The sequence below is a fragment of the Enterobacter cloacae complex sp. GF14B genome (assembly GCF_004136805.1).
Classification (GTDB): domain Bacteria; phylum Pseudomonadota; class Gammaproteobacteria; order Enterobacterales; family Enterobacteriaceae; genus Enterobacter; species Enterobacter hormaechei_C.
Genome location: NZ_QFRV01000098.1, coordinates 1 through 12,719, shown reverse-complemented (window position 1 = coordinate 12,719; position 12,719 = coordinate 1). Strand labels below are relative to the sequence as shown.

Here is a 12,719-nt window from a genome sequence, read left to right as displayed (position 1 = left end):
CGTGCCGGTCGGCGGTGAGCTGGAGATGGTCGACGGCACCACGCTGTCGCACTCGCTGGCCGGACGTCACAAGATTATTTTCTGACCAAACGGAGGCTGCGCGCGCGGCCTCCGCTTGAAAATTTCCCCCCTTATCCCCATCTCTCACTCAACGTTTTACAACCCCATTAAATGGCATTGTTGAGGTCGACTTAGATGAAAGGACAAGAAACCCGTGGTTTCCAGTCAGAAGTAAAACAGCTTCTGCACCTGATGATCCATTCCCTGTATTCCAACAAAGAAATTTTCCTGCGTGAGCTGATTTCCAACGCCTCCGATGCGGCGGACAAGCTGCGCTTCCGCGCGCTGTCTAACCCGGATCTGTATGAAGGCGACGGCGAACTGCGCGTGCGCGTCTCGTTCAATAAAGAGAACCGCACCCTGACGATTGCCGATAACGGCATCGGGATGAACCGCGACGAGGTGATCGACCACCTCGGGACCATCGCCAAATCCGGCACCAAAGCGTTCCTTGAGTCCATGGGCTCTGACCAGGCGAAAGACAGCCAGCTGATTGGTCAGTTCGGCGTAGGCTTCTACTCGGCGTTCATCGTGGCGGACAAAGTCACCGTGCGCACTCGCGCCGCGGGCGACAGCGCCGAGAACGGCGTGCTGTGGGAATCCAAAGGGGAAGGCGAGTACACCGTTGATGACATCACCAAAGCGGATCGCGGCACCGAAATCACCCTGCACCTGCGTGAAGGCGAAGACGATTTCCTGAACGACTGGCGCGTACGCTCCATCATCAGCAAGTATTCCGACCACATCGCGCTGCCGGTTGAGATTGAAAAACAGGAAGAGAAAGACGGCGAAACCGTGGTTTCCTGGGAGAAAATCAACAAGGCGCAGGCGCTGTGGACGCGTAACAAAGCTGAAATTAAAGACGACGAGTACAACGAATTCTACAAGCACATCGCCCACGACTTTACCGACCCGCTGACCTGGAGCCACAACCGTGTGGAAGGTAAGCAGGAGTACACCAGCCTGCTGTACATCCCGGCACAGGCGCCGTGGGACATGTGGAACCGCGATCACAAGCATGGCCTGAAGCTGTACGTGCAGCGCGTGTTCATCATGGACGACGCCGAGCAGTTCATGCCGAACTATCTGCGCTTTGTGCGCGGCCTGATTGATTCCAACGACCTGCCGCTGAACGTCTCGCGTGAAATCCTTCAGGACAGCACCGTCACCCGTAACCTGCGTAACGCCCTGACCAAACGTGCGTTGCAGATGCTGGAAAAACTGGCGAAGGACGATGCGGAAAAATACCAGACCTTCTGGAAACAGTTTGGCCTGGTGCTGAAAGAAGGTCCGGCGGAAGACACCGCGAATGTGGAAGCTATCGCTAAACTGCTGCGCTTCGCCTCTACGCACAACGACTCCTCCGCCCAGACCGTGTCGCTGGAAGAGTACGTCTCCCGCATGAAAGAAGGGCAGGAGAAGATCTACTACATCACCGCCGACAGCTATGCGGCAGCGAAGAGCAGCCCGCACCTGGAGCTGCTGCGTAAGAAAGGCATCGAAGTGCTGCTGCTGTCTGACCGCATCGACGAATGGATGATGAACTACCTGACCGAGTTCGACGGTAAGGCGTTCCAGTCCGTTGCCAAAGCTGACGAGTCCATCGACAAGCTGGCAGATGAAGTGGACGAAAGCGCGAAAGAAGCCGAGAAGGCGCTGGAGCCGTTCATTGAGCGCGTGAAAACCCTGCTGGGTGACCGCGTGAAAGAGGTGCGCTTCACGCACCGTCTGACCGATACGCCAGCCATTGTCACCACCGATGCGGACGAAATGAGCACCCAGATGGCGAAACTGTTCGCTGCGGCGGGCCAGGCCGTGCCGGATGTGAAATATATCTTTGAGCTTAATCCGGATCACCCGCTGGTGAAACGCGCGGCGGATACCCAGGACGACGCCCGCTTTGCGGAGTGGGTTGAACTGCTGCTGGATCAGTCCCTGCTGGCCGAGCGCGGTACGCTGGAAGATCCTAACCTGTTCATTAAACGTGTGAATGCGCTGCTGCTGGCGTAACTGACCACGTCTCCCCTGGTCTTCTCCCTCTCCCTGTGGGAGAGGGCCGGGGTGAGGGCACCAGACCGCACTCTCCCAAATTATCTCCCCTCATTAACCGTTTCAGCCTCCCCGCCTTCCTTGAGCGATACCCGTTCTGGTGGTATTGTTTAGCGCTTTTGAAAAATTGAATCGACATTTGAGGGGATTTTCGCAATGCGTATTATTCTGCTTGGCGCTCCGGGCGCGGGTAAGGGAACTCAGGCTCAGTTCATCATGGAGAAATACGGTATTCCGCAAATCTCTACTGGTGACATGCTGCGTGCCGCTGTTAAATCTGGCTCCGAGCTGGGCAAACAAGCTAAAGACATCATGGACGCAGGCAAGCTGGTGACCGACGAACTGGTTATCGCGCTGGTAAAAGAGCGCATTGCTCAGGAAGACTGCCGCAATGGTTTCCTGCTGGACGGCTTCCCGCGCACCATTCCTCAGGCTGACGCCATGAAAGAAGCGGGCATCAACGTGGATTACGTGCTGGAGTTCGACGTACCGGACGAGCTGATCGTTGACCGTATCGTTGGCCGTCGCGTACACGCTGCTTCTGGCCGCGTTTACCACATTAAATTCAACCCACCTAAGGTTGAAGGCAAAGACGACGTGACCGGCGAAGAGCTGACCACCCGTAAAGACGATCAGGAAGAAACCGTGCGTAAACGCCTGGTGGAATACCATCAGATGACCGCACCGCTGATCGGCTACTACACCAAAGAAGCGCAGGCGGGTAACACCAAATACGCGAAAGTGGACGGCACCAAAGCCGTGGCTGACGTACGTGCAGAGCTGGAAAAAATTCTCGGCTAAGCGCACCTCTCTCACCCGGAGCCCCGGGTGAGAAAAATTCTCATCTTACCTATTGCAGCAATGGGTTTCGTTTAAACGCATTTCCGCTACAATTGACAGCCTATCAAATGGTTAAGAGGCGTGAATGAGTCAGGCGAAAACCGGCATCCTGCTTGCCAATCTGGGCACCCCAGAAGCACCTACTCCAGCGGCGGTAAAACGCTACCTGCGACAATTTTTAAGCGACACGCGCGTCGTGGATACCCCAAGACTGCTGTGGTGGCCACTGCTGCGTGGCGTCATTCTGCCGATTCGTTCCCCGCGTGTGGCAAAGCTCTATCAGTCCGTGTGGATGGAAGAGGGCTCGCCGCTGATGGTGTACAGCCGTCGTCAGGAGAAGGCGCTGGCCGCCCGCCTGCCGGACATGCCCGTTGCGCTCGGCATGAGCTACGGTAAGCCGTCCCTGGAAAGCGCCGTTGACTCTCTGCTGGCGCAGGGCGTTGAACACATTGTGGTGCTGGCTCTATATCCGCAGTATTCGTGCTCCACGGTAGCTGCCGTCTGGGACGAACTGGGGCGCATTCTGGCGACCCGCCGCCGTATACCGGGTATCACCTTTATCCGCGACTACGCCGATAACGAGCTGTACATTCAGGCGCTTGCCAGCAGCGTGCGCGCGTCGTTTGAAAAACACGGCGAGCCGGATCTGCTGCTGCTCTCCTATCACGGTATTCCGCAGCGTTTCGCGAACGAAGGGGACGATTACCCCCAGCGTTGCCGCGATACCACCCGCGAGCTGGTCTCCGCCCTCGGCCTGCCGCCTGAGAAGGTGATGATGACCTTCCAGTCGCGCTTCGGCCGTGAACCTTGGCTGACCCCGTATACTGATGAAACGCTAAAAATGCTGGGCGAGAAGGGCGTGAAGCACATTCAGGTGATGTCGCCGGGCTTCTCGGCGGACTGTCTGGAAACGCTGGAAGAAATTGCCGTCCAGAACAAAGAGTTCTTTATGGAGGCGGGCGGAACAAAATACGAATACATTCCTGCGCTTAACGACTCCCCTGAACACATCGACATGATGGTGTCACTGGTCACCACCCGCCGCTGATCGCGTTACGGGCCGGGTTTGTGCTACCATTCCCGGCCCGTATTCTTTGCACAGTTCAGACCATGAAATTTCCCGGTAAACGTAAGTCCAAACACTATTTCCCCGTCGATGCCCGCGATCCGCTGTTACAGCAAATTCAGCAGGAAAGCGAAACCAGCGCTGCCTGGGTGGTCGGTATCGATCAGACGCTGGTGGACATTGAAGCCAAAGTGGATGATGCGTTTGTCGCTCGTTACGGTCTGAGCGCCGGGCACTCGCTGGTGATTGAGGATGACGTTGCTGAAGCGCTGTATCAGGAGCTGGTGCGCGAAAATCTTATCACCCACCAGTTTGCCGGCGGCACTATCGGCAACACCATGCACAACTACTCCGTACTGGCAGACGACCGCTCGGTGCTGCTTGGCGTGATGTGCAGCAATATCGAAATCGGTGGCTACGCCTACCGCTACCTGTGCAATACCTCCAGCCGCACCGATCTGAACTATTTACAGGGCGTTGACGGGCCGATTGGCCGCTGCTTTACGCTGATAAGCGATTCCGGCGAGCGTACCTTTGCCATCAGCCCCGGCCATATGAATAAGCTGCGCGCTGAAAGTATCCCGGAAGAGGTGATCGCGGGCGCGTCTGCGCTGGTACTGACCTCCTATCTGGTGCGCTGCAAGCCGGGCGAACCAATGCCGGACGCAACCATGAAGGCAATTGAGTACGCGAAGAAATACAACGTGCCTGTGGTTCTGACGCTGGGCACCAAATTCGTCATTGCCGACAACCCGGAGTGGTGGCAGGCCTTCCTGAAAGAACACGTCTCGATTCTGGCGATGAATGAAGAAGAAGCCGAAGCGCTGACCGGTGAAAGCGATCCGCTGCTGGCGTCTGATAAGGCGCTGGACTGGGTGGACCTGGTGCTCTGCACCGCCGGGCCGGTCGGGCTGTACATGGCGGGCTTCACGGAAGAAGAGAGCAAGCGTAAAACCCAGCACCCGCTGCTGCCGGGCGCAATCGCCGAATTTAACCAGTACGAGTTCAGCCGCGCTATGCGTCATAAAGACTGCATCAACCCGCTGCGCATCTTCTCTCACATCGCACCGTATATGGGTGGCCCTGAGAAGATCATGAACACCAACGGCGCGGGCGACGGCGCGCTGGCCGCGCTGCTGCACGACATTACCGCCAACGCCTACCACAAAACCAACGTGCCGAATTCCAGCAAACATACCTTCGACTGGCTGACCTATTCCTCGCTGGCGCAGGTGTGTAAGTACGCGAACCGCGTGAGTTATCAGGTGCTGAACCAGCATTCTCCGCGCTTAACGCGGGGGCTGCCGGAACGGGAAGACAGCCTCGAAGAGGCTTATTGGGACAGGTAAAAGTAAAACGGCAACCTGTGGTTGCCGTTTTTAGTGTTTGTTCCCTCTCCCTGCGGGAGAGGGTCAGGGTGAGGGCATCAGGCAGCACAAAACTTACCCCGTTACTGCCTCTTCAACCGGCGGTTTCGTCAGCATTGTCAGCATCGTATTCGCAATCTCACGCTCACCCATCACCACCTGATTCGCGCCGCGCTCGGTGATGTACTCCACTTCGTCATCATAATGGGCGCGGGCAATGATTTCGATATGCGGGCATTTTTCACGGGCTGTGGCGACAATCTCGCCAGCCTCGTAACCGTTCGGGATAGTGAGCAGCAGCCAGCGAGCGCAGTCCAGATGCGCCAGATTCATAATCTCTTCGTTAGCCGCGTTGCCCAGCACCGCGCGGATGCCACGCTCGCGAAGTTCGTCGACGCGGGTGCGTGACGTTTCAATCACTACAAGTGGAATGCCCTGAGCCATCAGTTTTTCACCCAGCAGGCTGCCGACGCGGCCAAAACCGACCAGCAGCGCGTGGTTGCAGATATCCACCGGGATCTGTTTCTCTTCTTCTGTCGCCTCTTCCAGCGTCAGCTCTTCGAGGGTTTCGGTCTTCTCGAGATATTTCTCCAGCAGGGCAAACAATACCGGGTTCAACATGATGGAGAGGATCGCCCCCGCCAGCACCAGATTTTGCCCAGCCTGTGGGAGCAGGTTCAGGGCCATCCCCAGACCGGCAAGAATAAAGGCGAACTCGCCAATCTGCGCCAGGCTGGCGGCGATGGTCAGCGCCGTGCGCGGCGAGTGACCGAACATCCGCACCAGGAAGAAGGCGGCAACGGACTTACCAAAGATGATGATTGCCAGCGTACCCAGCACGGCCAGCGGCTGCTGGATGAGGATCAACGGGTCGAACAGCATCCCGACGGAGACGAAGAACAGCACCGCGAATGCATCACGTAGCGGCAGGGTATCGTGCGCGGCGCGGTGGCTCAGCTCGGACTCGTTCAGCACCATCCCGGCGAAGAACGCGCCCAGCGCAAAGGAGACGTCAAACAGCTCGACGGCGCCAAAGGCAATGCCCAGCGCCAGCGCAAGGACTGAAAGCGTGAACAGTTCACGCGAGCCCGTGGCGGCGCTGCGGGACATGATCCACGGCACCAGACGGCGGCCCACCAGCATCATGATGGCGATAAACGCCACAACCTTACCGATGGTAATGCTCATATCCAGTGCCAGCGAGGCGAAGCCGATATTCTCTTTTTCCATCATCCCGGCGACGGCGGGCAGCAGAACCAGCGTCAACACCATTACCAGATCTTCAACAATCAGCCAGCCTATCGCGATTTGCCCGCGCTGGCTGTCTATCAGCTGCCTCTCTTCAAGCGCGCGCAGCAGCACCACGGTACTGGCGGTTGAAAGACACAGCCCAAATACGATACCGGTCATGATTGACCAGCCCAGCACCGCCGAAAGCGCCATGCCCAGCAGCGTCGCCACCCCTATCTGGGCGATCGCTCCCGGTATGGCGATCGACTTTACCGCCATCAGATCCTTCAGGGAAAAATGCAGCCCGACGCCAAACATCAGCAGGATCACGCCTAATTCCGCCAGCTCAGGCGCCAGTTTGGTATCTGCGACAAAACCCGGCGTAAAGGGCCCTGCCAGCACGCCCGCCAGCAAATAGCCTACCAGGGGCGAAATACGCAGTTTATTGGCAATCATGCCGAGAATAAAAGCGAGCACAAGTCCACCAACAATGGTGGTGATAAGCGGTGTGGCGTGGTGCATTCCGTCTCCTTTTGCGATGGGTGATCCATTTTTGGTGCAAATACCAAAAAGCCGATTAATAGTTTATGACAATTTTTACGCTTATGTTTATGAATAATTGTTGAAAACACAATAAAAAGGCAATAAGCATGAAAAAAGGCAGATTTTGATAAATTTGCTGAGGGGAGGGAGAGGAAAGCCTTATGACATCAGGTTATCCGGCTGCCAAAGTTTAACTTTGGCAGCCGTGAAGTTACGCTTTATGGCGGTTGTCAGGCAGGAATATGGTCAACATCCCCAGAAGTGGCAGGAAAGCGCAGATTTTATAGACCAGGAAGATGCTGGTGTGGTCTGCAACCATCCCTAACACGGCTGCGCCAAGGCCGCCCATGCCAAAGGCAAAACCGAAAAAGAGGCCGGAAACCATACCGATACGTCCCGGCAGCAGTTCCTGCGCATAGACCAGAATGGCTGAAAACGCCGACGCGAGAATAAAACCAATAATCACCGTCAATATTCCGGTCCATTCCAGCGTTGCGTACGGTAAAACAAGCGTAAACGGCGCAACGCCGAGGATAGAGCCCCAAATCACATACTTACGTCCGATTTTATCCCCCACAGGGCCGCCAATCACCGTGCCTGCCGCCACCGCAAACAGGAAAGCAAAGAGGTGGAACTGGGCGTTTTGTACCGATAATCCGAATTTTTGCATCAGATAGAAGGTGTAATAGCTGCTGATGCTCGCCATATAAAAATATTTCGAGAAAATCAGCACCAGCAGCACGCTGACGGCAAGGATCACCTTATTGCGCGGAAGGGGGTTGGTTATCTTCGCGGCAGGTTTTCCCTTATTTACGCGATGCTGCGCGGCATACCAGCGGCTGATTTGCGCCAGGACGACAATCGCCAGCAGCGCGGCCAGCACAAACCACGCCACGTTGCCTTTACCGTAGGGCGCGATAATCACCGCCGCCAGCAGAGGACCGAGGGAGCTACCAAAGTTCCCCCCCACCTGGAACAGAGATTGCGCCAGCCCGTGGCGTCCGCCGGAGGCCATACGCGCCACGCGGGACGATTCCGGATGGAACACCGATGAACCGGTTCCCACCAGCGCCGCGGCAACCAGTACCGCCTCAAAGCTGCCCGCCATGGCCAGCAGCACTAGCCCGCTCAGGGTGAAGCACATCCCAATGGGCAGCGACCATGGCATCGGGTATTTGTCCGTCCAGTAGCCCACCACCGGCTGTAGCAGCGAAGAGGCCAGCTGGAAGGTCAGGGTGATCATTCCGATCTGCACGAAGGTTAATGAGAACTCAGACTGCAACAGCGGGTAGATCGCCAGAATCAGCGACTGGATCATGTCGTTGAGCAGATGAGAGAGACTGATTGCGCCTAATACTTTAAAGGAAGTGCGCGATTTCGGCGGCGACGCCGGAGCGCCCTGGACGGGCTGGGTTGATTCACTGATTGCCATAAATACCACGTCGATTTGTTATTAGAGATGCAGGGAGTAATTATTATCCGACTAACATACCCGTCCGTGACATTTGAAGAAAGTCGCAATTCTGAAAACTTATTTGTCTATTCTTGTGAGTCACTGTAATTTTTGCGTTTGTCTATGAGTCAGGGAGAGAGAAGATGAAGTTAATGAAGCGTGGCGTCGCGCTGGCGCTCATCGCCGCATGGGGGCTAACAAGCCTGCCCGCGCAGGCGTATGAAAAAGATAAAACCTATAAAATTACCATTCTGCATACTAACGATCATCACGGCCATTTCTGGCGCAGCGAATACGGTGAATATGGCCTGGCGGCGCAAAAAACGCTGGTGGACGGCATTCGTAAAGAGGTCGCGGCCCAGGGCGGCAGCGTGCTGTTGCTGTCGGGCGGGGATATTAATACCGGCGTACCGGAATCTGATTTGCAGGATGCCGAGCCTGATTTCCGCGGCATGAATTTAATTGGTTACGATGCGATGGCGGTCGGAAACCACGAGTTTGATAATCCGCTGAGCGTGTTGCGCCAGCAGGAGAAGTGGTCCAAATTCCCGTTCCTTTCCGCCAATATTTATCAGAAAAGCACCGGCGAGCGCTTGTTTAAACCGTGGGCGCTGTTCAAGCGTCAGGATCTGAAGATCGCGGTCATCGGCTTAACCACCGACGATACGGCCAAAATTGGCAACCCTGAATTTTTCACCGACATCGAATTCCGTAAACCGGCGGACGAAGCGAAGCTGGTGATCCAGGAGTTGCAGCAGAATGAAAAACCGGATGTGATTATCGCGACCACCCACATGGGGCATTACGACAACGGTCAGCACGGCTCTAACGCGCCGGGCGACGTGGAGATGGCGCGCAGCCTTCCTGCGGGCTCGCTGGCCATGATTGTGGGCGGTCATTCGCAGGATCCGGTCTGCATGGCTTCTGAGAATAAAAAGCAGGTAGATTATGTGCCCGGCACGCCGTGCGCGCCGGATCGTCAGAACGGGATCTGGATTGTACAGGCCCACGAGTGGGGTAAATACGTTGGCCGCGCGGATTTCGAATTCCGTAACGGCGAGATGAAGCTGGTGCACTATCAGCTCATCCCGGTCAACCTGAAGAAGAAAGTGACCTACCCGGACGGCAAAAGCGAGCGGGTACTCTACACGCCAGAGATCGCTGAAAACCAGCAGATGCTCTCTCTGCTGACGCCGTTCCAGAGCAAAGGGAAAGCGCAGCTGGACGTGAAGATTGGCACGCTTAACGGGCGACTGGAAGGAGACCGCAGCAAAGTCCGCTTCGTGCAGACCAACATGGGGCGTCTGGTGCTGGCCGCGCAGATGGCGCGCACGAATGCGGATTTCGCCGTGATGAGCGGCGGCGGTATTCGTGACTCCATCGAAGGCGGAGACATCACCTATAAAGACGTGCTCAAAGTGCAGCCGTTTGGCAACGTGGTGGTCTATGCGGACATGAGCGGGAAGGAGGTGATTGACTACCTGACCGCCGTGGCGCAGATGAAGCCAGATTCCGGGGCGTATCCGCAGTTTGCTAACGTCAGCTTCGTCGCGAAGGACGGTAAGCTCAACGATCTCAAAATCAAAGGCGAACCGGTTGATACGGCGAAAACCTACCGCCTGGCAACGTTAAGCTTTAACGCCACCGGCGGCGACGGCTATCCGCATATCGATAACAAACCGGGCTATGTAAATACCGGGTTTATTGATGCGGAAGTGTTGAAGCAGTTTATCCAGCAAAATTCACCGATTGACGTGAACGCGTATGAGCCGAAAGGTGAGGTGAGCTGGCAGTAGTGTTGTGCGGCCTGATGCCCTCACCCCAACCCTCTCCCACCGGGAGAGGGCGCGAACACAAAAAACGGTAACGCCTGTTACCGTTTTGCTTTTACCTCGCAGCGCCACCGGGCAATTTTCTCAATCCCGGCGCGCAATATCCGCAAATTTCGCGTCCAGCATTTTCGCCAGATCGCCTGCGGACAGTTCGATATCCAGCCCGCGTTTGCCGCCAGAAATATAGATCGTTTCAAATTCTTGCGAAGGCGCATCGATCAGCGTGGGCAGACGCTTTTTCTGACCGAGCGGGCTGATCCCGCCGACCAGATAACCCGTTGTGCGTTGCGCAACCATCGGGTCTGCCATATCGACCTTTTTCGCTCCCAGCGCTTTGGCCACTTTCTTCAGATCAAGCTGTCCGGCGACGGGCGTCACTGCCACAGCGAGGTGCTTCATATCGCCGTTCACCGCGACCAGCAGCGTTTTGTAGACCTGGTCCGCGTTCAGCCCCAGCTTGCGCACCACTTCATCACCAAAGTTGGTTTCGTTCGGATCGTGATCGTAGGTGTGGATCCGGAAAGAAATTTTGTTTTTTTCGAGTAATTTAACGGCGGGAGTCATGGCTATCCTTCTTACGACAGACGATTCATGCCAGCAGCATACGCCTGACGTTTGTCTAAAAAATAGCACCATCTTGCGCAATAGTATTGGCAGTGATGGTTACTTTGAGCGACAATCGGCGTAGCCGAAGGTCACTTCGGTATAATAAAAACGATGAAATTCCTCTTTGACGGGCCAATAGAAATATTGGCCATTTTTTTATTTCAGCAGCGACGGCAAATTCCCTTCTCCGTACAAATGCAACGCGCCAACCGCGACAACATAACGACCGGCAGGCAGGGCATATAGCGTCTCCCGCCACGCCTGGTTGCGCGCGTTCATCAGCACATCATACAACGATTCACTGAACGTCGACGGTAACGCCAGCTTACCGTCTGCGGGCGGCGCATCCAGCCACCAGCCAATCATCGTTTGCAGCAGACGCGCGTTGGTGTGCCAGTGGGTCAGGGTATCATCCAGTAGCATCTTGCCGTCATCGGGAAGCTGGCGAAGGAGCGCAATCTGGCTGTCCGTGCCTTCCAGTTCAATAACGGACAGGTTGCGCGCCCTTGCCGCATTCAGCAGTTGATAATCGATACCGTAATCGCCGCGCAGCCCCAGGCGCTGCGCCTGGGTGGCCTGTAGCACCATGGCAATTTGCCACAGGGGCAGGGTGTCGAGCATTGAGAGCGAGACGCCGGTCTCATCCGCAAGACGAGTAAGCTCAGCCAACTGCGTCTCGTTAAGACGTTCCGCCAGGGGGCGGTCGCTTTCCAGCCCGGCAAACGGCGATTCATGGCCGGAGATGTCGGCTTCGACGATCAGCGCGTCGGCGCGCTTCAGTAGTTTAATCAGGCCGGAGGGCAGGGGGGACATATCCTGCGTGCCCATATGAATGCTTCCCACCAGGTGCAGATGCTGCCCGCCCGGAAGCGAAATATCCATACCGGGCCAGGCATAACGGCGGGGAAAAAGGGCGCGAAACGATGTTTTTATACGATTAAACAGACCCATACGCGCTCCATAAACGGAAAGGTTCATGCTAGCGCGTACGGGTACAAGGTTCAATCCTTCGGTTTAAACCGCAGCAGACGGTTAGCGTTGCTCACCACGGTAATTGACGAGAGCGCCATCGCCGCACCCGCAACAACCGGGTTCAGCAGGGTACCGGTCAGCGGCCACAAAATCCCGGCGGCAATCGGAATGCCGAGCGAGTTATAGACGAACGCCCCCAGCAGGTTCTGCTTCATGTTGCGCAACGTGGCTTTCGAAATCGCCAGCGCGTCCGCCACGCCCATCAGGCTGTGGCGCATCAGGGTGATCGCCGCGGTTTCAATGGCGACATCGCTCCCGCCGCCCATCGCAATACCTACGTCAGCCTGCGCCAGCGCCGGGGCGTCGTTGATGCCGTCGCCCACCATCGCCACCTGGCGACCCTGACTTTGCAGGTTCTTGATGGCGTCCGCTTTGCCGTCCGGCAGCACGCCCGCGATCACCTCATCAATACCGGCTTCTTTGGCGATGGCGTTAGCGGTGGTCGGGTTGTCCCCGGTCAGTATCACCAGACGATAGCCCGCGCGGTGCAGGCGCTGTAAGGCATCTACGCTGTCCTGGCGTAACGGATCGCGCACGGCCAGCAGCGCCGCCACCTGACCATCCCTCGCCAGCAGAACCGGCGTCGCGCCCTGAGAGGCCTGCGCGTTCAGCTCAGCGTCCAGCGCGGACGTATCAACGCC

The 12,719-nt window shown here is 56.6% G+C and carries 10 protein-coding genes and 1 pseudogene; 6 read left to right on the top strand and 5 right to left on the bottom strand.

Translation table 11 applies throughout. The features are described 5' to 3' along the window. From recR to DD606_RS21750, 5 genes and pseudogenes are all read left to right on the top strand, one after another. A pseudogene (gene recR, locus DD606_RS21770) lies at positions 1 to 85 on the top strand (recombination protein RecR); the annotation flags it as partial. Positions 86 to 195: 110 nt separating this feature from the next. After that, positions 196 to 2,070, top strand: coding sequence for a molecular chaperone HtpG (htpG, locus tag DD606_RS21765; protein ID WP_023315542.1), 1,875 nt, complete (start codon positions 196 to 198; stop codon positions 2,068 to 2,070). 195 nt (positions 2,071 to 2,265) lie between these two features. Next, positions 2,266 to 2,910, top strand: coding sequence for an adenylate kinase (adk, locus tag DD606_RS21760; RefSeq protein WP_006809841.1), 645 nt, complete (start codon positions 2,266 to 2,268; stop codon positions 2,908 to 2,910). A 124-nt stretch (positions 2,911 to 3,034) separates the two neighbouring features. Beyond that, positions 3,035 to 3,997: a ferrochelatase gene (gene hemH, locus DD606_RS21755; protein ID WP_003858963.1), complete on the top strand. Its 963-nt coding sequence runs from the start codon at positions 3,035 to 3,037 to the stop codon at positions 3,995 to 3,997. A gap of 62 nt (positions 3,998 to 4,059) precedes the next feature. After that, positions 4,060 to 5,364: an inosine/guanosine kinase gene (locus DD606_RS21750; protein WP_022650506.1), complete on the top strand. Its 1,305-nt coding sequence runs from the start codon at positions 4,060 to 4,062 to the stop codon at positions 5,362 to 5,364. 93 nt (positions 5,365 to 5,457) lie between these two features. On the opposite strand, the gene ybaL is transcribed toward DD606_RS21750, so the two are convergent. Beyond that, on the bottom strand, positions 5,458 to 7,134 hold the full coding sequence (ybaL, locus tag DD606_RS21745; RefSeq protein ID WP_022650507.1) for a YbaL family putative K(+) efflux transporter: 1,677 nt from the start codon (positions 7,132 to 7,134) through the stop codon (positions 5,458 to 5,460). Between the two features lie 232 nt (positions 7,135 to 7,366). Beyond that, positions 7,367 to 8,587, bottom strand: coding sequence for an MFS transporter (locus tag DD606_RS21740; protein WP_015571242.1), 1,221 nt, complete (start codon positions 8,585 to 8,587; stop codon positions 7,367 to 7,369). 164 nt (positions 8,588 to 8,751) lie between these two features. On the opposite strand from DD606_RS21740, the gene ushA reads away from it, so the two are divergent. Beyond that, positions 8,752 to 10,404, top strand: coding sequence for a bifunctional UDP-sugar hydrolase/5'-nucleotidase UshA (ushA, locus tag DD606_RS21735; RefSeq protein ID WP_022650509.1), 1,653 nt, complete (start codon positions 8,752 to 8,754; stop codon positions 10,402 to 10,404). A 120-nt stretch (positions 10,405 to 10,524) separates the two neighbouring features. Here the strand turns inward: ushA and ybaK are convergent, their stop codons facing one another. The 3 genes from ybaK to DD606_RS21720 all read right to left on the bottom strand — a co-directional run. After that, on the bottom strand, positions 10,525 to 11,004 hold the full coding sequence (gene ybaK / locus DD606_RS21730; protein WP_003858950.1) for a Cys-tRNA(Pro)/Cys-tRNA(Cys) deacylase YbaK: 480 nt from the start codon (positions 11,002 to 11,004) through the stop codon (positions 10,525 to 10,527). Between the two features lie 198 nt (positions 11,005 to 11,202). Beyond that, positions 11,203 to 11,997, bottom strand: a complete 795-nt coding sequence (locus tag DD606_RS21725; protein WP_022650510.1) for a TraB/GumN family protein — start codon at positions 11,995 to 11,997, stop codon at positions 11,203 to 11,205. A gap of 50 nt (positions 11,998 to 12,047) precedes the next feature. After that, positions 12,048 to 12,719, bottom strand: a 672-nt coding sequence (locus tag DD606_RS21720) for an HAD-IC family P-type ATPase (RefSeq protein ID WP_129259121.1), incomplete at its 5' end; no start/stop codon positions are given.